The sequence below is a fragment of the Curvibacter sp. GW821-FHT01G03 genome (assembly GCF_059422285.1).
The window spans coordinates 22109-44397 of sequence record NZ_JBWKWP010000008.1; the positions used below are offsets into that span (position 1 = coordinate 22109).

A 22289-nucleotide genomic window follows, 5' to 3' on the forward strand; every position below is an offset into this window, starting at 1 on the left:
GACCCCATGACCGTGTCCCACCCGCTGGCCCTGAACCGGGCCGACCTGATCGAAACCCGCCATCTGATTGCAGGCCTTTGGTGTGCCAGCCTGCAGGCAGACGGCGCCACGCTGCCCGTCTACGACCCCGCCGACCTGAGCCAGATCGCCACCGTGCCCGACGGCGGTGCCATGGATGCCCATGCCGCCCTGAACGCGGCCCAGGCGGCCTTTCCGGCCTGGAAGGCCCTTCCTGCACGCGAGCGCGCCGCCATCCTGAAGCGCTGGAACGACCTGATCGTGGCCCACCAGGACGACCTGGGCCGGCTGATCAGCCGCGAGCAGGGCAAGCCCCTGGCCGAAGGCCGTGGCGAGGTGCTGTACGCCGCCAGCTATGTGGCGTGGTTTGCCGAGCAGGCCACCCGCGCCAATGGCGAGGTGATCCCCACCCCGGCGCGCAACAAGCGCCTGCTGGCGGTGCGCGAGCCTGTGGGCGTGGTGGCGGTGATCACACCGTGGAACTTTCCAGCCGCCATGATCGCGCGCAAGATCGCCCCGGCCCTGGCCGCCGGCTGCACCGTGGTAGCCAAGCCTGCCGAAGACACCCCGCTCACCGCCCTGGCCCTGGCTAAGCTGGCGCAAGAGGCGGGCGTACCCGCCGGCGTGTTGAACCTGGTCACCGCCTCACGCGACCGCACCCCCGAGGTGGTCGACGTGTGGCTGGCCGACGAGCGCGTGCGCAAGATCAGCTTCACCGGCAGCACCCCCGTGGGCCGCCACCTGGCGCGTGAATCGGCCGCCACGCTCAAGAAGCTTTCGCTGGAGTTGGGCGGTAATGCCCCCTTCATCGTGTTCGAGGACGCCGACCTGGACGCCGCGGTCGAAGGCCTGATGGTGGCCAAGTTCCGCAACGGCGGCCAGACCTGCGTCTGCCCCAACCGCGTGTATGTGCACGAGGCCGTGCACGAGGGCTTCGTGGGCAGGCTGGTGGCCCGTGTGGCTGCACTGCAGGTGGGGCCGGCCAGCGACCCGGCCTCGCAGATCGGCCCCATGATCAATGAGCGCGCCGTGGCCAAGATCGAGCGCCACGTGCAAGACGCCGTGGCCAAGGGCGCGGTGGTGCGCACCGGCGGCGAGCGCCTGAAGCGCGATGACGCCCCCGGCGCCGCCTACTACGCACCCACCGTGCTGACCGAGGCGCAACCGGACATGGAATGCGCCTGCGAGGAAACCTTCGGCCCCGTGGTGCCGGTCACCCGCTTCCAGACCGAGGCCGAGGTGATCGCCGCCGCCAATGGCACGCCTTATGGCCTGGCCGCCTACTTCTACACCCAGGACCCGGCGCGCATCTGGCGCGTCAGCGAGGCGCTGGAGTGCGGCATCGTGGGCATCAACGAAGGTGCCCTGGCGGCAGAGGCCGCGCCCTTTGGCGGCGTCAAGGCCTCGGGCTACGGTCGCGAGGGCTCGGTGCATGGCCTGGACGACTACCAGCACATCAAGTACCTGTGCCAGGGCGGGCTGGGCTGATTCTGCCAACCCGCCCCGCGGCCATCCCCATTTTCAACCCCTGGCGGCAGCAAGTTGCCGCCAGCGCAAATCCATCCTCAAGCCATGACACCCACCAGCAGCCTGCCCAGCGGCAACCCCTTCAAATACGCCCTGCAACAACGCCAGGCCCAGGTGGGTCTGTGGCTGTCCATGGCCGACCCCTACCTGGCCGAGGTCAGCGCCACCGCCGGCTTCGACTGGTTGCTGATCGACGGCGAGCACGCCCCCAATGACCTGCGCAGCACCCTGGCCGCGCTGCAGGCCGTGGCCCCTTACCGGGCTCAGCCCGTGGTGCGCGCCGTCCAGGCCGACACGGCGCTGATCAAGCAACTGCTGGACATCGGTGTGCAGAACCTGCTGGTGCCCATGGTGGATACCGCTGAACAGGCCGCCCAGGTGGTCAGTGCCACCCGCTACCCGCCCCAGGGCATCCGCGGCGTGGGCAGCGCCGTGGGCCGGGCCTCCCGCTGGAGCGCCCGCGGCGACTACCTCCAGGTGGCCGACAGCGAGGTGTGCCTGTTGGTGCAGGCCGAAACCGTGACCGCGCTCAGCCATCTGCAGGCCATCTGCGAGGTCGACGGCGTGGATGGTGTCTTCATCGGCCCGGCCGATCTGGCCGCGTCGATGGGCCACCGCGGCAACCCGGGCCACCCCGAGGTGCAGGCCGCCATCGAAGGCGCCATGCGCACCATCATCGCCAGCGGCAAGGCCGCCGGCACCCTGACATCCGACCCGGTCCTGGCCCGCCGCTACCTGGAACTGGGCTGCACCTTCGTCGCCACCGGGGTCGACGTGCTGCTGTACGCTCAGGCAGCCCGTTGCCTGGCCGCCAGCTTTCTGAACACCGCCCCCGTGGCAGCGCCGGCCCCCGGTGCGGCCTACTGAGCCCCGCCACACGCCTCACAACGTCATCTGCCATGCCTACCTCCGCTGAAACCCTCCAGGCCCTGGGCCAGATCGTCGGTGCCGCCCACTGCCTCACCGCCACGGTCGACACCGAATCCTTCACCACCGACTACCGCAAGCTCTACCGGGGCGACGCGCTGGCCGTGGTACTGCCTGCCAGCACCGAAGAGGTCAGCCAGGTCATGGCCTGCTGCCACGCCCACGGCATCCGTGTGGTGCCCCAGGGCGGCAACACCTCTTTGATGGGCGGTGCCGTGCCCGAGCGCGACTCGGGCGCCATCGTGCTCAACCTGCGCCGCATGAACCAGGTGCTGGGAGTGGACACCGTCAACGACACCTTGACCCTGCAGGCCGGCGTGACCTTGAGCGGCGCCCGTGCCGCGGCCGACGAGGCCAAGCGCCTGTTCCCGCTGCGCATCGGCTCGGAGGGCTCGTGCCAGATCGGCGGCAACCTGGCCACCAATGCCGGCGGCACCGCGGTGCTGCGCTACGGCAACATGCGCGATCTGGTGCTGGGCATCGAGGCCGTGCTGCCCGATGGGCGCGTCTATTCCAGCCTGCGCGGCTTGCGCAAGGACAACACCGGCTACGACCTCAAGCAGTTGTTCATCGGCTCGGAAGGTACGCTGGGCATCATCACCGCCGCCGTGCTCAAGCTCTACCCGCAGCCGCGGGCCGTGTCCGCTACCTTCGTGGCGGTCAGCGACCCGGCGGCCGCGGTGCAGTTGCTGGGCCTGGCCAAGCAACTGGCCGGCCCTCATGTGACCGCCTTCGAACTGGTCTCGGCCGACGCCATGGCCCTGGTCTGCGACTACCTGGGCGGTGCCCGCCCGCCACTGGCGGGCCAGCCGGCCTGGATGGTGCTGATGGAGTTCAGCTCCACCGGCGAGCAGGCCGCCCTGGACGCCCAACTGACGGGCGTGCTCGAAACCGGCATGGAACAAGGCTGGGTGCAAGACGCCGCGCTGGCGGCCAGCCTGTCGGATGTGCAGGCCTTCTGGCGCCTGCGCGAAGAAATCTCGGACGCCCAGACCCGCACCGGCGGCAGCATCAAATGCGATGTGTCGGTCCCGCTGTCGGACATCCCGGCCTTCATTGAACAGGCCAGCCAGCAGGTGCAGACCCTGGCCCCAGGCAGCCGCATGGTGATCTACGGCCACATGGGCGACGGCAACGTGCACTTCAACCCGCTGCGCCCCGCCAACACCCCGGCGCGCGACTACCTGGACGCCCACTACGCCGAAGTCTCGACCGCCGTGGACCAGCTCGTGCACCGCCTGCATGGCTCGATTTCGGCCGAGCACGGCATCGGTGTGGCCAAGCGCGACGACCTGCGCCTGTACAAATCCGAGGTGGAACTGGCCCTGATGTGGCAGGTGAAGCGGGCATTGGACCCGCAGGGCCTGCTCAATCCCGGAAAGATGCTGCCGGCGGTATGAGGCCGGGCTGACAACAGGCTCCCCAGGCTTTCACCGATTGCCAGTGCCGGCGGCGGCGGTTCAGATGGGGGCTGCCTTCACCAACCCTGCCGCCGCCATGAACCCTTCTCTCAGCCGTCGCCAGACCTTGGGCGACATCCTGCGCCGTACTGCGCAGCGCCTGCCGAACAAGACCGCCATCGTGTGCGGTGCCACCCGCTGGAGTTACAGCGAATTCGACGCCCTGGTCACCCGCCTGGCGGCCGGCCTGGCCCAACAGGGCATTGCCCCTGGCGACAACGTGGCCCTGCTGGCGCGCAACTCACACGCCTTTGCGGCCATGCGCTTTGCCCTGGCCCGCCTGGGGGCCGTGCTGGTGCCGATCAACTTCATGCTCAAGGCCGACGAGGTGGCGTTCATCCTGCGCCACGCAGGTGCGCGCACCCTGGCCACCGACTCCGAGTTTGCCCCGGTGGCACGCCAGGCCGCCACCTTGCAGACCCAGGTGCGGCAGTTCATCTGGCTGCCCAGCGAGGAGCCCACTGAGCCCGAACCCGACATGCTCGATTTCGACCACCTGGCGCGCTGTGACGCAACGCTTCAGGCCACTGGCCCCGACAGCACCGATCTGGCCCAGATCGTCTACACCAGCGGCACCGAGTCCAGCCCCAAGGGCGCCATGCTGACCCACGATGCGGTGTTGTGGCAGTACGTGAGCTGCGTGATGGACGCAGCCATTGCCCGCGACGACCTGATGCTGCATGCCCTGCCGCTGTACCACTGCGCCCAGCTAGACGTGTTCTTCGGGCCCGCCATTTACGTGGGCGCCACCAACATCATCACCGGGCGGCCAGTCGCCGATCGCTTGCTGGACCTGATCGAAACCCACCGCATCACCAGCTTCTTTGCCCCGCCCACGGTATGGATTGCCCTGCTGCGCTCGCCCGCCTTCAGCGAACAGCGGCTGGCCAGCCTGGCCAAGGGCTATTACGGCGCCTCGATCATGCCAGTGGAGGTGCTCAAGGAACTGGCCCAGCGCCTGCCGCGCGTGCAACTGTGGAACCTGTATGGCCAGACCGAGATCGCGCCCCTGGCCACCATGCTGGGCCCCGAAGACCAGCTGCGCAAACCGGGCTCGTGCGGGCGCGCCGTCACCAATGTGGAGACCCGGGTGGTCGATGACCAGATGCGCGATGTGGCCGCCGGCGAGGTGGGCGAGATCGTGCACCGCTCGCCGCATCTGATGCTGGGCTACTTCCATGACGAAGAACGCACCCGGGCCGCCTTTGAGGGCGGTTGGTTCCACAGCGGCGACCTGGCCACGGTGGACGCCGAGGGCTACATCACGGTGGTCGACCGCAAGAAGGACATGATCAAGACCGGTGGCGAAAACGTGGCCAGCCGCGAGGTCGAAGAAACCATCTACCGCCTGCCCCAGGTCAGCGAGGTGGCAGTGGTAGGCCTGCCCGACGCCCGCTGGGTCGAGGCGGTGACCGCCGTGGTGGTGGTGAAGGCCGGCCTGGCCCTGAATGAGGCTGAGGTGATGGCCCATTGCAGCGCCCACCTGGCCGGCTTCAAATGCCCCAAGCGCGTGGTGTTTGTCGAGGCCCTGCCCAAGAACCCCAGTGGCAAGCTGCTGAAGCGGCAATTGCGCTTGGAGTTGAATGAGGCAGGCGCCGGCTAGACGCTGCATCTTGTCGGCGACACAACTTGAATTTGACACCCCTGCACAAGGGGCTTTGATATTGCATGTTGCAAATTCAACTCCGCCATGATGCAATTGCATCATCATAAGGAGAACCCTGGATGTCCAGCCTGACCTCAAAACGCCCCTCAACGAGAGCCGAGCAGCGTCTACAAGACTACAGGGCGCTCATGGCCATCATCGTCTCTGGCGGGCACGGAACGGCCTGCAAAGAGTCTGAATCCTCTGGTTCGACTTTCCGGCTTCCGGATCTGGATGCTCTGATCACGGTGAATTCGATCCCCGCAACCACAGCCCATTGCATCGTGCGTCAGGGGATCCCCAGTCGCTCCTTGGTTGCGCTCGGTGAGTACTTGGGGATTGGCAAAGGGGCCCTGGCCGAACTGGTAGATCTGGACAGAGCCACGGCGTTCCGAAAGGTGGCCGTGGAGAAGCCCCTTCCGATGCATGCCGCTGAGAGCGTGCTGCGCCTGCTGGAGTTGAACCAACTGGCCGAGGACACTTTTGAGAGCCCGGAGGAGGCGGCGGCGTGGTTGCGTCGCGGCCATCCGATGTTGGGCGGTGACTCGCCCTTGGATTGGGCAAGGACGGCCTACGGGGCTGAGCGCGTGAAGGAAATACTGATCGCTGTGAAGTACGGCGGTGCAGTTTGACCTCGGTGTTTCGCATCGGCTTCTGCAGAGCCCCTGTCCCCGCCTTACCCGTGTTGCTTGCGGAGTTGGGTCTTGGTTCTACCCTGGCCAACGGACGCTGGCACACCCGAGGCCCGCTGCAGATGGTCTACGCCGGTAGCACCCGCTCCCTGTGCCAGTTGGAAAAGCGAGTCCATGCCAACGGGTCCAATCCCAAGAATCAGGTTCTGATGCGTCTGGATTTGCCTGCAGGAGCCGAGCTGCCAAGCGTGCACGATTTAGGGCTGCACGGCGATTGGCGCAACAACGAGGCGGCGACACGCGCCATCGGTGACCACTGGCTTGCTGGAGGGCTCTCTCTCGGTCTGTGGGTCCCTTCGTTTGTGGAGCCGAGAGAATTCAACCTGCTCATCAATCCCCAAGTGCCCGCCTACGCGAGCATCGTGGTCGATATCGAACGCAACCCCTTCGTTTTCGACCCCCGCCTCTTCTCTGGGTCTTGATGTGAGCTGCAGCGCTACCGTTTGACCTCACTCGGTCAACCTTGGATCAAGGTTCACCCCGGCAACTCCATCCGATACCCCACCCCGTACACCGACACAATGCCCGAGCCCTCAGGGCGCAGGCGCTCGATCTTCTTGCGCAGGTTCTTGATGTGGCTGTCGATCACCCGGTCGCTCACGTCGCGCAGGTCGCCCTCGTGCACCTCATCAAGCAGGCGGCTGCGCTCCAGCACCTGGCCGGGGCGCGACAGCAACAAGCGCAGCAGGCGAAACTCAACCGCAGTCAGGCCCAGGGGCTGGCGCTGCCAACGCACCTGCAGGGCCGACTCGTCCACCACAAAGCCCTGTTCGGGCGGCCAGGCCGCCTGGGCCAGTCGACCTTCGGCGCGGCGCAGCAAGGCATTCAACCGGGCCACCACCTCGCGCGGGCTGAAGGGCTTGCAGACATAGTCGTCAGCGCCGGTCTCCAGGCCTTCCAGGCGATCGATCTCGTCGACACGGGCCGTGATCATCATCACCGGCACGTCGGAGAAAGCACGCAGCTCGCGGCAGACCGACAGGCCGTCCTGGTCGGGCAGCGTGAGGTCCAGCAGCACGGCCGAGGGCTGCAGCTCGCGAACACAGGGGCAGACCTGCCGCCCCTCCGACAACCAGACCCCCCGGAAGCCCTGGGCCCCCAGGTAATTGCTGAGCATGTCGGCGATCTTGAAGTCGTCCTCCACCACCAGCACGGTGCGTTTCGGGGCAGAGACTGGGGGGGCGGCAGGGGTTGACATGACGGGGTTAGGAACTCAGGCGGGTTGACGGGGCAGTTCGATGTCCATGCGCAGGCCGCCCAGCGGGCTGAGGCTGGCCGCGACGCGGCCCTGGTGGGCCTTGACGATGGCCTGGGCAATGGCCAGGCCCAGGCCACTACCGGCCGAGCCTGGGCGCTGGCGCAGGCGGGCGCCCTCGGTGCGAAACAGCGGCTCAAACAGGCGGTGCAACTGTTCGGGCGCCACGCCCGGGGCACTGTCTTCGACGATGAAACGCACGCCCAAGGCGCTGGCCTCACAGCGCAGACGCACCAGGCCGGGTGCATCGGTGTAGCTCAGACTGTTGTCGATCAGGTTGGCCAGCATCTGCTCGATGCGGCCCAGGTCCCAGCACACGGCAATGGGCTCGTCCAGCACCAGCAGTTCCAGACGCAGGCCCTGGCGCGCTGCCTGCCCTTCGAAACGGCGCGCGCAGCGTTGCACCAACTCAGCCGCGTTGCCGTCACGCCACACACAATGCAGCTCGCCCATGTCCGACAGGGCCAGGGTGTGCAGATCGTTGACCAGACGGCCCAGCTTGAGCACCTCTTCGCGCAGGCTGGCCAACACTTCGGGCGTGGCCTGTCGGGCCCCGTCCTCGATGGATTCGAGTTCGCCTTGCAGGACCGACAAAGGTGTGCGCAGCTCGTGTGAGACCTGGGCGATCCAGGTTCGGCGGGCGCTTTCCTGGCTGGCCAGGGTCTGGCCCATCACGTTCATGTCGGCCATCAACGCCGCGATCTCGGTGGCGCCTCGGGGCTTGAGCTGGGCCGTGAAGTCACCACGGGCCATGCGCCGGGCGGCCGCTTGCACCGCGCGCAATGGCGCGCTCCAGCCCCGCGCAATCAGCACCGCCGCCGCCAAGGCCAGCAACACCGTGACCGCCAGGGCCCAGGCCAGGCGCCCGTACTGTTGGCGCAGAAAGACCGAGTCGGCCGAGCCCTCGGCCGGGCGCAGGTTGAGGCTGGCGTAGCCGATCACCTGGCCTTGCCATTGGATGGCGTGCGTCAGCACCTCGTCCCCCGGCGGTGGGGCGGCTCCCGCCAGGCGCCGGTGGTTCTTGTCGAAAATCTGCACCCGCCCCGCCATGCTGCCCGGCGGATGCGGCAAGGGATGCGGCGGCGACCAAGCCTCGATGGCCGCCTGGGCGGTGCCAGGCTGGACCAGTAGATCCACCCAGCCGGCCAAGCCGGCCGGCAACGAAGAGACGGGCCCGGGGCCCCAGCCGGGCTCGGGCGCCCGCGGGCGCGGCGGGTGAGCTGGGGGGGGCGGCCGCCCCCACCCTGAACCCGGGCCTTGCCCAGGGTGCGGAGGCGGTGGCCGCCAGCCGGGCGCGGGCGGCTCGGGCCAGGGGGGAGGGCCGCCCTGTGGCTGTGGCTGTGGCTGTGGCTGTGGCTGTGGCTGTGGCTGTGGCTGTGGCTGTGGCTGTGGCTGCGGTTGCGGTTGCGGTTGCGGTTGCGGTTGCGGTTGCGACCAGGAGGGTGCCGTGACCGGAGGAGCACCGGACGACGGATCGGCTGCCGGCCGGGGCACTGCGGGCTCCGGCAGCGGCGGGCGGGGGCGATCGCCCTGCAACAGCAGTTCGTGCTCATCCACCAGCTGGCGCATGGCCTCGGGGGCATGGTCCAGCCATTGCAGGCTGGGGTCTTTCTCTGCGTGGCGCTCGACGACACCGATGAAGCGGTCCAGCTCCTGCTCCTCGCGGGCGCGCAGGTAGTCGTTGAAGCCGTTGCGCAGGCTGATGGCCATCACCGTGCCCAGGCCCAATGTCGAGGCGAGCACGGCCGCCAGCAGCAGCAGCGCCAATTGCTGGGCCAGGCCTAGACGCATGGCGAGTACCGACGAGAGCGCCACGGAAAGCGACAGGCGGGGCAGGTCATGGCGCAGTGTAGCCGTCGCTCAGGGTGCCCAGAAACACCACCAGGTCATTGATCTCGGCCTGGGTCAGCACGGGCCCCTGGGCCGCACGGCGGTTGAACGGTGGCCGCTGGGTTTCGAGGTTGGCCTGGTAGGTGGCCGGCAGGTCATTCGGCACACCGCTGGGGCCATACCAGTGCTGCGGGTTGCTGACGCGGGTCGAATAGAAGGCCACCACATCATGCAGGTCGCTGAAAAAGCCGTTGTGCATGTAGCGCTGGCGCAAGGCCACATTGCGCAGCGAGGGCATGCGGAACTTGCCACAGAGGCTGGCCACGTCCACGCCGACCGGCGGCGTGGGGGCGGCGCGCTTGGGGCCGCACAGACCCAGATCGAAGAACGCCGGGTTGGCATTGGCCGGGATGGCCGGGTTGCGCGGCACGCCGGTGGCCATGTAGCTGAAATCGGTGAAGGGGGAATCCAGCGGATTGCCGGTCGCGGGGTTGGCCCGATGGCAACCCGCGCAGTTGCCGCGCTGGCGATCCACGAACAGATTCAGGCCCCGCTGTTCGGCCGGCGTGAAGGTGGCTTGGTGCCGCACGACGGCGTCGTACTTGGAGGTGAAGGGCTGCAGCAGCTGCGATTGCTCGAAGGCCTGCAGGGCCTGCCCGATGGCGGCAAAGGCCTGGGCTGGCGTGCTGAACACCGAGTTGCCGAACTGCGCCATGAAAGCCGGTGCATAGGCCGCCTGGGCCACGGCCCGCACCACGGCGCCGGCGTCGGGGTTGTTCATCTCGGAGGGTTCAAGAAACGGCCCCAAGGCCTGCTGGGCCAGGGTGTCGGCGCGCCCGTCCCAGAACAGGCCGCCACGGGCGATCACCCCCTGCCCGTTGGCGGCGGGCACAAAGCCGAAGGCGGGCGTGCGGGCACTGTAGGCATTGGAGAGCGAGTTGCGCAGACCGATCGAGCCCGGCAGGCTGCCCACCGCCACGCCAAAATTGCCGCCGTGGTTGTCGGCGAAGCCCTTGCCCGGGGTGTGGCACGAAGCGCAGGAGGTGCCCCGGGGCACCGACAGATTGCCGTCGTTGAAGATCTGCTGCCCCAGCTGGGCCAAGGGCGACAAGGGCACGGTGGCACGGGCCGTGACCGTCACCGGGGCATCCAGGGCGGCCAGGTCGACGGTGCTGCTGGCGGCCAAGGCCCCGTTGCCCGGATCACCGCCACCGCCGCAGGCACTGAGCAGCGCAGCGAGTCCGATCAAGGTGGCCGACCGGGCCAGTTCGCGCAAGGACGATTCGACGGGATGAGGATGCATGGCTGACTCCGTGGAGGATTTGTATCAGCAATGTATCGATCGAATCTGGATGAATTGTGGAGCCAGCTCCGTGAAATCCCGTGGGCCGGTGCCCTCGCCCCGTCGAGGGTTCGGCACCTGAACTCAGGTGCTCAAAACGATGACCCCGATCGGCTCAGGGCCGCAAACCGCCCACCCCTGCCGGCCCCAGCAGGGGCCCATAACGCAGCCCGATGTAGGCGTGCTCACGCATCAGCATCTCCACCCTCGCCGACTCACCGCGCAACAGGGCATCGAACACCAGTTGATGCTGCAACTGGGCCACTCGCAGCTTCTGGTATTCGCGGTCGAGTGCCAGCTTGTCGATCTGGATCGAGCCGGCCGAGGCAAAAGGCAGGTGGTTGTTGCGCGTGATGGCGTCGCCGATCACCTGGCTGCCGGCCGCCCCCACGATGGCGTTGTGGAAGCTGTCGTTGAGCGCGCTCCAGGCAGCCACGCTCTCCAGTTGCAGAGCACCCGGGGCCAGCACCCGCTCGCCCTCGTCCAGGCAGGCCTGCAAGCGCTCGCGCAGCGTCGCATCGAGCCCGCGCTCGGCCAGGCGCCGTGCGGCCAAGCCTTCGAGCACGCCCCGCACCTCCAGCGCGCACAGCACGTCGGCCTCGGAAAAATCGCGCACCACCAGGCCGCGCTTGCCGGTCTTTTCGAGCAGGCCCTCTTGCTCCAGCGTGCGAAAGGCCAGCCGGATGGGGGTGCGTGAAACGCCCAGCGCCTCGGCCACCGCCTCTTCGGCCAGGCGCGCACCCGGCGGAAAGTGCCCATCCATGATGAGCTGGCGCAGACTGGCCACGACACTGAGCGAATCGGCGGACGACGGCCTTATTGGATCCATTTTTAAGATTTCTTTTGTGTTTTCAGACATTATTTTCTAGAATTGGATCCAATAAATCCAACCCACCTGCGAAAGAGACAAGCAATGTTCCCTCAAGATACCTGGTATGTGGCCTGCACGCCCGACGAAATCAGCGACAAACCCCTGGGCCGAATGATCTGTGGGCACCGCATGGTGTTTTACCGCGGGCCCGAACAGCAGGCGGTGGCGCTGGAAGATTTCTGCCCGCACCGGGGCGCCCCGTTGTCGCTGGGCAAGGTGTGCGAGGGCAAGCTGGTGTGCGGCTACCACGGACTGGAGATGGGCTGCGATGGCAAGACGGTGGCCATGCCCGGCCAGCGTGTGCACGCCTTCCCGGGCGTGCGCCCCTTCCCGGTGGTGGAGCGCTACGGCTTCATCTGGGTCTGGCCCGGTGATGCGGCCAAGGCCGACCCGGCCCTGATCCCGCACCTGGAGTGGGCCGTCAGCCCCGAATGGGCCTATGGCGGTGGCCTGTACCACATCGGTTGCGACTATCGCCTGATGATCGACAACCTGATGGACCTGACGCACGAAACCTATGTGCACAGCACCAGCATCGGCCAGAAAGAGATCGACGAAACCCCTTGCCGCACCCGGGTCGAAGGCGACGAGGTGATCACCAGCCGCTTCATGGAAGGCATCCAGCCCCCGCCCTTCTGGCAGATGGCACTGCGCATGAACGGCCTGCCTGATGACCAGCCGGTGGACCGCTGGCAGATCTGCCACTTCACGCCGCCCAGCCACGTGCTGATCGAGGTGGGCGTGGCCCTGGCCGGCCACGGTGGCTACGACGCCCCCGAGGCAGTCAAGGCCTCCAGCATCGTGGTCGACTTCATCACCCCCGAGACCGAGACCTCGATCTGGTATTTCTGGGGCATGGCGCGGCACTTCAAGCCGCAGGATGCCGCACTCACCGCGCAGATCCGCCAGGGCCAGGGAGGGATCTTTGCCGAAGACCAGGAAATGCTGGAGCGCCAGCAGCAAAACCTGCTGCAATGGCCCAACCGCAAGCTGTTGATGCTCAACATCGACGCCGGCGGCGTGCAGGCACGCAAAATCCTGGACCGCATCATGGCCGCAGAGCAGGCCGGTACCAGCGCATGAACGAAGCCCTGCTGACCCTGCGCGTGGTGCGCAAACAGGCCGCCACCGAACGCATCTGCACGCTGGAGCTGGAAGCACTGCCAGGCCAGACCTTGCCCCCCTTCAGCCCGGGGGCCCACCTGGAGCTGCAGTTGGGCGAGGGGCTGGTGCGCCAATACTCGCTGGTCAATGCGCCGGCTGAGAACCGGGTCTACCGCCTGGGCGTGTTGCTCGACCCGGCGTCGCGCGGCGGCTCACGGACCGTGCATGAGGCCGTGCAGCCTGGGCAAACCCTGCAGGTGCGTGGCCCGCGCAACCACTTTGAGTTGGCCCCATCGGCAAGCCACCACCTGCTGCTGGCCGGGGGCATCGGCATCACGCCGCTGCTGAGCATGGCCCAGCACCTGGCGCACCCTGATCAGCAGGCGACCGGCGCCCGCTTCAGCCTGCACTACGCCGCCCGCTCACGCGCCCAGGCGGCCTACCTGGAACGCCTGGCAGAACCCGATCTGGCCGCGCGGGTGCAGCACCACTTTGACGACGGCCCGCCGGAGCAAAGGCTGGACCTGAACGCACTGCTGGCCCACCCCGAGCCCGGCACCCATGTGTACGTGTGCGGCCCGCAGGGCTTCATCGAAGCCACCCTGGCCGCCGCTCGCAGCGCCGGCTGGCCCGAAGCGCAGTTGCATTACGAATACTTTGGTGCCAGTGTGCAGACCCAGGCGGGCGACCGCGGCTTCGAGATTGAACTGGCGCGCAGCGGCAAGACCGTGTGGGTGGCCCCTGATTGCAGCGCCGCCGACGCCCTCACTGCGGCCGGTGTGCCATTGATGACGGCCTGCCTGCAAGGCGTGTGCGGCACCTGCCTGACCCCCGTGCTGGCCGGTCAGCCCGAGCACCGCGATGCCTACCTGAGCGCCGAGGAAAAGGCCGCGAACCAGCAGTTCCTGCCGTGTTGCTCGCGCGCGCTGTCAGAGCGCCTGGTGCTGGACCTTTGAGGCAGCGGCCCGGCAGCCCCTGGGCTGCTGGCATGGCGCGCATCAAGCCCCCACCATCATCCATCCACGGGGTTCAGCGGCGTTTGCAGGGTCAGCTGATAGAAGGCCAGATCCAGCCAGCGCCCAAACTTGAATCCCACCTGCGGCAAGGTGCCGCCATGCTGAAAGCCCAGGCGCTTGTGCAGCGCGATGCTGCCGACATTGGCGGCATCAATCGCGTCAACCATGGCGTGCACATCCGACTGGCCTGCCGCTTCGATCAGCGCCTGCATCACCTGCACGCCCAGGCCCTTGCCCCGGTGGTCTTTGTGCACGTACACCGAGTGCTCCACCGTGTACTTGTAGGCGGGCCAGGCGCGAAACGTGCCATAGCTGCCAAAGGCCAGCAGCGTGCCCGCCCCATCCTCGATGCCGATCACCGGAAAGTGGGCTTTTTGCTTGTTGGCAAACCAGGTCTCCATGCTGGCCGGCGAGCGGGGCTGGTAGTCGTACAAGGCGGTCGAGCTTTCGATGGCCTCATTGAAGATGTCGAGAATGGCCTGGGCGTGGCGCTCTGGCGTGCACTGGACAAGGTGGTGCTGGGTCATGCAAAACTCCCATGAGGGGCTGGGGTCAGGATGGGTGTCTGGGCGGGCGCGATCAGGGCCAGCAGATAGCGTGCGGGGGCAGCACCGGGGTTGTGAAAGGTGATTCGGGACCCCAGGGTGATGAGCAGGCAATCCCCGGGCGCCAGTGGCCAGCGCTCGGGGGGCACGCTCACTTCCATCACCCCCTCCAACAACCAGAGCTGCTGCTGGGTGGGCGCCTTGCGCACCGGGTTGTCAAACACCACGGTTTCACCCGGCGGAAAGGTCACCTCCACCAAATCCAGCGGGGTGTCGCTGCCCGTCGGCGTCAGGTGGCGCCGCACATAGCCCGAAGCGGGGTCGGTCCAGACCGGCTGATCGGCCCGCCGCGCCAGGGGCTCGGGCGCTGGGCCGGCTGCGGTGCCGGCAAACAGCGCGGCCAATGAGATACCAAACCCATCGGCCATGGCCGGCACCAAGCAACGGGTCAACCAGCACCACTTGGCCCTGGCCGACTCCCCCGGCGCCCCCCTCCGATCTCAGCCTTCAAGTACACCAGCCGTGGCAAGCTGGTGGCTGTGATCACCAGCACCGCCGTGCCGGGCCTGGGCAGCATCGGCCCGCTGGCCGCCAAGCCGGCCACGGAGAGCAAGAGCGTGCGGCCCAGGAAATGACGGCGCAGACGGTCACGGAAGCGAATGTGACGCCAAGCCAAGACTGAGCGGCCAAAGTGCCGTGCTACTTTTCGGTAGACCCATTCGTCAGCATGTCCCGTGCCCCGCCGATCCAATCGCTAGGATGTCGCACCCACTGCGCAGATCGTCTGTGGCTTCGATAGACTCCGTGAAACCTTGACGCTCTATGAGCCCATGATGATGTTCTTGAACCGCAGGCGAGTCTTCCTGGCAGTGCTGTCAGCCCTCTTCTCACCCTTTGGCAGATCAACCGAGGTGAGGGCTGCAGCGCGCAGTCAAACCCTGCCGTCTCGTGCACGCCCCGGGAGCAGCGCATGGCCAGCGCAAGAGAAATGGGCAGACCTTCGCGCGCAAGTCGGTGACGCCCTCATCGAGGTGCGATCACCTCTTGTAGCGTGTGCCGCCAGCAGCGGTACCTCGTGTACAGCGCTGTTCCAAAACCTGAAGAACCCCTACTTCATCAGCGATGAGCCGGGGCTGACGCAGACACTGGGCTGGGTGGATGGCTGGACCTCGATGCCCAGTGTTTATGCCGTCGCGGCACGACAAGCTGCTGATGTGGTGGCTGCCGTTGATTTCGCCCGTCAGAACAAGCTCCGCCTGGTGATCAAAGGCGGCGGACACAGCTACCAGGGAACTTCGAATGCACCTGATTCGCTGTTGGTGTGGACTCGGCAGCTCAGACAGATCCATCTGCACGAGGCCTTCACAGCGCAAGGCTGCGAGGGTCATGCCACCCCGGTTCGCGCGGTCACCGTGGGCTCTGGGGCTTTGTGGGGTGAGGTCTACGATGCCGTGGTCACCCACGGCGGCGCTTATGTGCAGGGCGGCGGCTGCCTGAGTGTGGGTGTCGGGGGCCTCATTCAGAGCGGCGGCTTTGGAAGTTTCTCGAAGGCATTCGGCCTGGCGGCGGCAAGCCTGATCGAAGCACAGGTCGTGACGGCAGACGGCTTGCTCCGGACCGCGAACGCCAGAACAAACCCAGACCTCTTTTGGGCCTTGAAAGGTGGCGGTGGCGGAACCTTCGGCGTGGTGACTCAGCTCACACTCAAGGTTCACCCGCTGCCAGAGACCTTTGGCGCGGTCAATTTCACGGTTCGAGCCACCTCGCAGGAGGCCTACAGAAGCCTGATTGCACTGGTGGTTGATTTTCTTGCCAAGAGATTGGTGAGCCCGCACTGGGGCGAGCAGATCCGGTTCACCGGCTTGACGATCAAGGTGTCCATGGTGTTTCAGGGGCTCACACGCCACGAGGCCAAGGAAGTATGGCAAGAGTTCTTCGACGCATTGGACCGTGCGCCGGAGCTGTACCAGCTTGATTTCGCTCCCCTGAAGATCCTCTCTACGTCTGCCCGGACATTTTTTTCACCCACCCTGCTCAAGCGTGTACTTGGTTTGATTCGGCGCGACGATCGGCCAGGAGCCCCGGCCACCAATGTCTTCTGGCCCGGCGACCAAGGCCAAGCCGGCCAGGTGTTGCACGGCTTTGATTCGGTGTGGCTGCCAGAGTCGCTGCTCCAGCCCGCTCGCCGGGTCGAACTTTTGGACGCGTTGATGAGGGCGGCCTCTCACTGGGGGCTGTCACTCCATCTGAACAAGGGACTGGCCGGAGCCCCAAGCGATGTGGTTGATGCCGCCCGCGACACGGCGATCAACCCGGCAGTGCTCAGTGCATTTGCCCTGGCCATCAGTGGCGCCGAAGAACCCCCTGCGTACCCGGGTATTGCAGGCCACGAGCCAGATGAGGCTTCCGCCCGAAAACGGAGGACCGCTGTCAGCGCCTGCATGGCAGAGTTGCGAAAACTGGTGGGCTTCGATGCGTCGTACCTTGCAGAAAGCAACTACTTCGAGCCCGCCTGGGCAGATGCATTCTGGGGCGAGCACCACAAGCGATTGCAGCAGGTGAAGGCACTCTACGATCCCGACGACCTTTTCATCGTGCACCACGGCATCGGCAGCGAACGATGGAGCGCTGACGGCTTTCAAAAGACGCCCTGGCGAGGGGCGGTGAATGGGGCCACTGTTCAATGAAAAGGCACATCACCTGGCATGCTTGCGTCCTGCCATTGCAATGCTCAATTCAATTCACCGGCACCGTGCCATCCTCGATTTTCAGCCCGTGAGCCTCTCCCTCGGAATAGACCACATTTACATCCGCGTGAAGAACCTGGATGACGAGCTTGATCTATTTTCGGGAATACTGGGGCTTCCCCTGAGTTGGCCTGTCCGCACCGAAACGTTCGCTCGCTATGCATGGGTCAATGCCGGCAACGTCCAACTGGAACTGTGGCAAGCGCTATCCGACAACGACCTTCCACAGGGCACAAAATTACCTTGCTTTGCTGGAATCGCTCTCTGGCCATCCGATATTCAAAACGTCTCTCAAACTCTCGAAGCTCAGGGCGTTGGATGCCAAGCCCTCAAGACGTGGCAAACACCTGGGCGAGATGGGCAGCTTGAGAACAATTTCACCAAATGCCTGGTCAATGATGCGTCAGGTCCTGGATGCCAGGTTTTCTTTTGCCATTGGAATCCACAAGCCCCCATTTCACCGTGGCCAAAAGGCGAATCCACAGCCGAACGGCGCGCGCGATTCGCAGCTGAGTTGGATGCGCTGTCGGGTGGTCTACTCGGCATCCAGGGGTTGCACTCGATTCATTTGGAGACTATCGACACGGCATCGACGGCGAATGCGTGGGCATGCATCGGCGGATCCGTCGGTCTTGCCTCGCCAGGAGTAGGCCTCACGCTATCGCCGGGCCCGGAGCTTCGAATCGCGGCCCTGACATGGCGCGTGAGTGATCTGGCTCACGCCGAATTCGTACTTGAAGATCGCGGCATGGGCACTAGGCCAGACGGCGCCATTCTCTGGATTGACCAGTGTTCGACCCACGGACTGCGTCTCGGTCTGATCGGCCCGTAAGGTGTCCCAATGAGATCCTTCCCGGAAGTATCGCAACTGGAAATTGAGACCTTCTTCAATGCAAGGCTTGTACAACACATCAGCGCCATCCGCATCCCCACTACAGAACTTGCCGATCGCCCTCACCCTGGATTCCCTGTGCCTCACCAAGCATTAATCGATCTTTTTAGGGTGCTTCATAAACAGAGAAGCTCAAATGAGATCGCCTACTTGATGCACAGGGTTACTTGATGGAACCAGCATGACGCCGGGCGCTGACATCCTTTCAGCCCCCACCCCGGATCACTCTCCATGCCCCCCGCCAACAACCTCCCCGTCGATCGAGCGATCAAGGCACTCGGCCAAAGCCTTGCGCTGGCCCGCCGGCGCCGGGGGCTGTCGCAGGCCAATCTGTGCTCGCGCAGGGGGGTGTCGACCAGCACGGCTCGCCGGCTGGACATGACGCCGCAAGAGCTGCAGGCATTTGCGCCGGCCTTCGAACACCCGGACGCGGCACTGGCCAGAACATGGGTGGCTGGTTGAGCGCTGCCTCACACCGAGGCGCCTATTCAAACACCGGCCGAAAAAAGCTGCGCTCGTAGCTGAGGATGCAGCGGGTGTCCTCGGCCAGCTTGAAGGCGGCCTGGCATTCGGGGTCGGTTTGCGAGCGGGTGCGGTAGACCTCGTAGGCCGCGAGCGAGGGGAACGAGAACGAGGCCAGCGCAATGTTGTTGGCGCCTTCGGAGGGCAGCAGGTAGCCATGGTGGATGCCACCCAGGCGGTTCACCAGACTGATCCAGAGTTTGCCGTAGTGCTCGAAGGTTTGAAGCTGGGTGGGATCGATGACGTAGCGCAGATGGCAGGTGATCATGTTCGGGGCCGGGCCGGGTTGTTGAGGTCGGGGCAATATACCGTGCCCAGCGGCCGTGGCGCGCCCGTGGGCAAGGGCCCTGGCCGCCACATGAAACCCCTCCGGCGGCGCGTCACTCCCCGTGCAAGGCCTGGCCATAAAAGGCCTCGCCGCCCATCTGGCCGCCCTTGAGGATCAGCTCCAAGCCATCGCGCCGCGGGTTCGCGGACCAGGCCCGACACAGGGGCGCGCCGGGCGTGATGCGGGCCAGCACCGTGAGGGCCTCGATGCCCAGCACGCTGGCCACCTCGCCCGAACTGTCGCCACCGGCCACCACCACGCGCTGCAGGGGATGCTGGTCCAACAGTCGTTTCATGACCTCGGCCAGGCCCGCGCCCACCGCACGCGCCGCCTCGGCCCGGCTCAGGCCGGCCCGGGCGGCGTGCTGGTCAAAGGCCAGCACCTCGGGGTCGTCCGGGCCTTCGGCGCTGAAGACCAGGGCACTGCGCCCGACCGAGAGGGCAGCGCCGGCCTGCGTCAGCACGCGCTGCAGTTCGGCCTCGCGCCGCTCGGGCAGCAGGCAGGCTGCGATGTCCAGCCGCTCGGTGGCAAAGCCATGGGCCCTGGCCCAGCGGATCTGGCCTGCCGAGACGGGCGAGCAACTGCCGCTCACCGCCGCGATCACCGGCACAGGCGCGGCCTCGGGCAGGTCAGCACTGGCGGGCAGCCAGCCCTGGCTGCGCCAATAGGCCGTGAGCGCGTAGCTGAGACCCGAAGACGAAGCGCTGAACAGCCCACCGCCGCGCTGAGTCCAGATCAGGCGGCCGGCTTCGAGCAGCGTCTCATCGTCCAGCACATCGATGAACACGATGGGGGCCGCAGCGTCGGCCTGACGACAGACCCTGAGTTGGGCCAGGGCATCGCCGGCCTTCAGTTGCACCATGTCGACCAAGCCCGTGCGACGCGGGGTCTGCGCTGCCAGGTGACGGCGCAGATCCGATTCGCCCATGGGGGTGACCGGGTGGCGCGACATGGTGGGATGGCGGTCCAGGCGATAGCCCACGCCCTCCACGGCCGCGAACAGGTGCCCGAACACCTGGTAGCGGCGCAGCCGGGGCGCGCCCACCACCGTGGGGCTCCAGTCGCCCCCCATGTGCTGCAGCCCGATCTCGATGGCGCAGCCGATGGATCCAATGGCGGGCGACGAGTCAAAGGTAGAGCACACCTTGTAATGCAGGATGGGCGCCCCCAGCGCCTTCAGGCTGGCAAAGGCCTGGGGCAGGTGGCGGGCCATCCACTCAGGGCTGCGACCGCGCGACGAGCCCGCCAGGCCCACGCAGCGCACGCCCGGAAAACGCTGCAAGGCCTCTGGCGCAGGTGGCTCCAGGAACAGCACGGTGGGCACGCCAGCAGCGGTCATCGCCTCCATGGCGTCAGTCGAGCCCGTGAAATCATCGCCGTAGTAGGCCAGCAGCAAGCCCTCGGGCAAAGCCGCCTGCAAGGGGCTTTCTATGGCATTCATCGCATTCATCGCCAGTACCCCAGAGCCTGGGCCAGGGCCGGTGAATCCAGGGCCGCCCGCTCCAGCTCAATGCCCTCTTGCGCCGCCTGCCAGGCATCGCGAAACGACTGTACCCCTGCAGCCACGCCACCCGGGTGGCCAAAGATGCCACCGCCGGCGGTGTGGATCAGGTCGGCACTGCCCAGGCCGGCGTAGGTGTCGTGCGCCTGCAGCCCGGTCTGGCCCGAGCTGAAGACTGGCATGCCGGTCATTGGGGCGCTGTCCATCACAGGCGCCAGCACGGCGCGGGCGGCCGCCATCACGCTGTCGTCGGCTTCGCTGAACTTGTTGCGCAGCCCGTTCACGTGCAGGTGGTCGGCCCCGGCCAGGCGCCACAGCTTCTGCCAGGGCGCGTAGTCAAAGCCCAGTTGCGGCGAGCGGCTCAGGTAACCCCAGCCGGCACGGTGGGCGTGGATCGGCAGTTGGGCATGGCGCCGCAGCTCGGTCATGCCGACCAGGCCGATCGAGTTCAGGCAGGCCATCACGCAGGTGCCGCCCTCGGCCAGTACCAGGTCGTGGCGGCGCTTCATCTGGTCCAGATTGCCGGTCAGGTTGAAAGCCACCATGGGCATGCGGCCCAGCCGGTCAGCCGCCGAGCGCACCACGCGCATGACGGCCTTCACGCGCTCGTCGAAGGGGCAGGCCGGGCCGTCGGCCTGCAGCTCGTCGTCCTTGATGAAGTCGATGCCGCCATCCACCAGCAGTTGCACCTGCTCGGCCGTCTCCTGCACGCTCAGGCCCACGCTGGGCTTGATGATGGTGCCGATCAAAGGCCCGCTGGACACGCCGCTGAGGCGGCGCGTGCCAGCCACGCCAAAGGCCGGGCCGGGGTAGGCCTGGGCAAAGGCCGGGGGCAGTTGCAGATCGATCAGGCGCAGGCCGGTGACGCAGCGCAGCTCGTACAGATTGCCGGCCACGGTGGCCATCAGGGTGGGCAGGCAGGGCCCCAGGTTGGCCAGCGGCCACGACAGCTCCAGCAGCGCCCGCGTGTAGCGCCCGTTGGTCGCGGGGGCAGGCGTGGGCAGGCTGGGCACCAGGCTGCTGTCGAGGATCTGCAGGCGTTCGACCCGGGCGCCGGCCCGGGCCTTCAGCTCAGGCGTCTCGGTGGGCAGGGCCACAAAGGTGCCGCTGGACTGTTCGCCGGCAATCACCTCGGCCGCCCGGGCCGGGTCGTCGCCGGTCTCCAGCCAATAGGTGGCGTGTATGCGTTCCATGGGGTGCCTTGCTCAGGTGATGCGGCGGATGCTTTCGGCGATCTCTTCGCGCTCGAAGACCTTGATCCAGTCGTCGCGCATCAACCGTGGCTTGCCGAAGGTGATGGCCTTGTTGCAGGCATCCGAGAAGGCGCCCGGGATCTCCTTGAAGATCACCGCGGCCAGGATGTTCATGTGGCCCAGCAGAAAATCGCGCGCGCACTCGGCCGGCACCCCTCGGCGCACGGTTTCGTCCATGGCCTCGCGCATCACGTCGAGCAAGGTGGCACAGACGGTTTCTGACAGGCCCGGCTCCAGCAGGGCCATCTGGTCCACCGTCAGGCGGTAGGAGTTGAGGATGGGTGCATAGATGGTCTTGGCCAGTTCCTCACCCAGGTCAAAGGCCGACTCGGGGCCCTGCATCAGGGCACTGGTGATCGATTGCTTGGCAAAGCCGCCGCCAAAGTAGTCCTTGCGCGCGGCTTCGCTGGTCTCGTTGTTGTAGATCGGTGGGTGGCAGGGATGGGCCACAAAGTAGGTGAGGTCGGCCCGCTGGGGCAGGTGGCCGGCAAAGGGGGCGGCGGCATCCAGCACCATCACCATGGCGCCGGACTTGAGCTGGGGTTCGATCTGGTGCGAGATCTTGCCGATCAGGGTGTCGGGCACGGCCAAAATGACCACGTCCACATCCTTCAGCGCCTCTTCGGTGCTGACCACCGACAGGCCCAGCTCATCGTGCAGGCGCTGCTGCCCCGCCGCGCCGGGTTCGACGTGGGCCACGCGAAAGCGTGAGTTGAGCAGATTCTTGGACAGGCGCACGCCCATCTTGCCGCCAGCGCCAAACAAGGCAATTTTGGGATTCATCTGGAGTTCTCCTTGAAGTCGATGGGCCCAG

The 22289-nt window shown here is 66.5% G+C and carries 21 protein-coding genes and 1 pseudogene; 12 read left to right on the plus strand and 10 right to left on the minus strand.

Annotation, left to right across the window (positions count from 1 at the left end):
* Window positions 1-6: 6 nt before the first annotated feature.
* The 6 genes from AC07VS_RS12770 (at window position 7) to AC07VS_RS12795 (ending at window position 6691) form a co-directional block, all read left to right on the plus strand.
* Window positions 7-1506, plus strand: coding sequence for an NAD-dependent succinate-semialdehyde dehydrogenase (locus tag AC07VS_RS12770; RefSeq protein WP_494751111.1), 1500 nt, complete (start codon window positions 7-9; stop codon window positions 1504-1506).
* Window positions 1507-1608: 102 nt separating this feature from the next.
* Window positions 1609-2412: a 4-hydroxy-2-oxoheptanedioate aldolase gene (gene hpaI / locus AC07VS_RS12775; RefSeq protein WP_494751276.1), complete on the plus strand. Its 804-nt coding sequence runs from the start codon at window positions 1609-1611 to the stop codon at window positions 2410-2412.
* 32 nt (window positions 2413-2444) lie between these two features.
* A complete protein-coding gene (locus AC07VS_RS12780) occupies window positions 2445-3872 on the plus strand; it encodes an FAD-binding oxidoreductase (RefSeq protein ID WP_494658305.1) in 1428 nt (475 codons plus the stop codon).
* A gap of 97 nt (window positions 3873-3969) precedes the next feature.
* Window positions 3970-5535, plus strand: a complete 1566-nt coding sequence (locus tag AC07VS_RS12785) for an acyl-CoA synthetase (protein WP_494658306.1) — start codon at window positions 3970-3972, stop codon at window positions 5533-5535.
* Between the two features lie 122 nt (window positions 5536-5657).
* Window positions 5658-6209, plus strand: coding sequence for an Xre family toxin-antitoxin system antitoxin (locus AC07VS_RS12790; RefSeq protein WP_494751112.1), 552 nt, complete (start codon window positions 5658-5660; stop codon window positions 6207-6209).
* Window positions 6210-6259: 50 nt separating this feature from the next.
* Window positions 6260-6691 (plus strand): RES family NAD+ phosphorylase, encoded by a 432-nt coding sequence (locus tag AC07VS_RS12795; RefSeq protein WP_494751277.1) that lies wholly within the window; start codon window positions 6260-6262, stop codon window positions 6689-6691.
* A 53-nt stretch (window positions 6692-6744) separates the two neighbouring features.
* Here the strand turns inward: AC07VS_RS12795 and AC07VS_RS12800 are convergent, their stop codons facing one another.
* The 4 genes from AC07VS_RS12800 to AC07VS_RS12815 all read right to left on the minus strand — a co-directional run bounded on the left by AC07VS_RS12800 (window position 6745) and on the right by AC07VS_RS12815 (window position 11525).
* On the minus strand, window positions 6745-7467 hold the full coding sequence (locus tag AC07VS_RS12800; RefSeq protein WP_492347772.1) for a response regulator: 723 nt from the start codon (window positions 7465-7467) through the stop codon (window positions 6745-6747).
* 15 nt (window positions 7468-7482) lie between these two features.
* Window positions 7483-9315, minus strand: coding sequence for an ATP-binding protein (locus AC07VS_RS12805; RefSeq protein ID WP_494751113.1), 1833 nt, complete (start codon window positions 9313-9315; stop codon window positions 7483-7485).
* Window positions 9316-9361: 46 nt separating this feature from the next.
* Window positions 9362-10657, minus strand: a complete 1296-nt coding sequence (locus AC07VS_RS12810; RefSeq protein WP_494751114.1) for a cytochrome-c peroxidase — start codon at window positions 10655-10657, stop codon at window positions 9362-9364.
* A 154-nt stretch (window positions 10658-10811) separates the two neighbouring features.
* Window positions 10812-11525, minus strand: a complete 714-nt coding sequence (locus AC07VS_RS12815) for a GntR family transcriptional regulator (RefSeq protein ID WP_494751115.1) — start codon at window positions 11523-11525, stop codon at window positions 10812-10814.
* Window positions 11526-11609: 84 nt separating this feature from the next.
* Here AC07VS_RS12815 and AC07VS_RS12820 point away from each other — a divergent pair, with 84 nt between their 5' ends.
* Together AC07VS_RS12820 and AC07VS_RS12825 are read left to right on the plus strand one after the other, a co-directional pair.
* Window positions 11610-12650 (plus strand): Rieske 2Fe-2S domain-containing protein, encoded by a 1041-nt coding sequence (locus tag AC07VS_RS12820; protein WP_492347768.1) that lies wholly within the window; start codon window positions 11610-11612, stop codon window positions 12648-12650.
* Window positions 12647-13627 carry a PDR/VanB family oxidoreductase gene (locus tag AC07VS_RS12825; protein ID WP_492347767.1) on the plus strand — a complete coding sequence of 327 codons (981 nt, stop codon included), beginning with the start codon at window positions 12647-12649 and terminating at the stop codon, window positions 13625-13627. The genes AC07VS_RS12820 and AC07VS_RS12825 overlap by 4 nt, the downstream gene beginning before the upstream one ends.
* A 56-nt stretch (window positions 13628-13683) precedes the next feature.
* On the opposite strand, the gene AC07VS_RS12830 is transcribed toward AC07VS_RS12825, so the two are convergent.
* Complete coding sequence (locus AC07VS_RS12830; RefSeq protein ID WP_494751116.1) at window positions 13684-14214, minus strand: GNAT family N-acetyltransferase; 531 nt, start codon at window positions 14212-14214, stop codon at window positions 13684-13686.
* Window positions 14211-14660, minus strand: coding sequence for a cupin domain-containing protein (locus AC07VS_RS12835; RefSeq protein ID WP_494751280.1), 450 nt, complete (start codon window positions 14658-14660; stop codon window positions 14211-14213). Before AC07VS_RS12835 ends, AC07VS_RS12830 begins: the two co-directional genes overlap by 4 nt.
* On the opposite strand from AC07VS_RS12835, the pseudogene AC07VS_RS12840 reads away from it, so the two are divergent.
* The 4 genes and pseudogenes from AC07VS_RS12840 to AC07VS_RS12855 all read left to right on the plus strand — a co-directional run.
* Window positions 14614-14846: pseudogene (locus tag AC07VS_RS12840) on the plus strand (hypothetical protein); the annotation flags it as partial. The gene AC07VS_RS12835 and the pseudogene AC07VS_RS12840 overlap by 47 nt on opposite strands.
* 216 nt (window positions 14847-15062) lie before the next feature.
* Complete coding sequence (locus AC07VS_RS12845; protein WP_494658313.1) at window positions 15063-16919, plus strand: FAD-dependent oxidoreductase; 1857 nt, start codon at window positions 15063-15065, stop codon at window positions 16917-16919.
* The gene (locus AC07VS_RS12850; protein ID WP_494751117.1) at window positions 16900-17811 is read left to right on the plus strand and encodes a VOC family protein; all 912 of its coding nucleotides are present in this window, start codon (window positions 16900-16902) and stop codon (window positions 17809-17811) included. Before AC07VS_RS12845 ends, AC07VS_RS12850 begins: the two co-directional genes overlap by 20 nt.
* Window positions 17812-18102: 291 nt before the next feature.
* Window positions 18103-18333, plus strand: a complete 231-nt coding sequence (locus AC07VS_RS12855) for a hypothetical protein (protein WP_494751118.1) — start codon at window positions 18103-18105, stop codon at window positions 18331-18333.
* Between the two features lie 22 nt (window positions 18334-18355).
* Here the strand turns inward: AC07VS_RS12855 and AC07VS_RS12860 are convergent, their stop codons facing one another.
* From AC07VS_RS12860 to AC07VS_RS12875, 4 genes are all read right to left on the minus strand, one after another.
* Window positions 18356-18661 carry an NIPSNAP family protein gene (locus AC07VS_RS12860; RefSeq protein ID WP_492347738.1) on the minus strand — a complete coding sequence of 102 codons (306 nt, stop codon included), beginning with the start codon at window positions 18659-18661 and terminating at the stop codon, window positions 18356-18358.
* 112 nt (window positions 18662-18773) lie between these two features.
* Window positions 18774-20162: a 3-oxo-isoapionate kinase OiaK gene (oiaK, locus tag AC07VS_RS12865; protein WP_494751119.1), complete on the minus strand. Its 1389-nt coding sequence runs from the start codon at window positions 20160-20162 to the stop codon at window positions 18774-18776.
* Between the two features lie 5 nt (window positions 20163-20167).
* Complete coding sequence (locus tag AC07VS_RS12870) at window positions 20168-21415, minus strand: ribulose-bisphosphate carboxylase large subunit family protein (protein WP_494751120.1); 1248 nt, start codon at window positions 21413-21415, stop codon at window positions 20168-20170.
* A gap of 12 nt (window positions 21416-21427) precedes the next feature.
* On the minus strand, window positions 21428-22258 hold the full coding sequence (locus AC07VS_RS12875) for a phosphogluconate dehydrogenase C-terminal domain-containing protein (protein WP_494657162.1): 831 nt from the start codon (window positions 22256-22258) through the stop codon (window positions 21428-21430).
* Window positions 22259-22289: the final 31 nt, after the last annotated feature.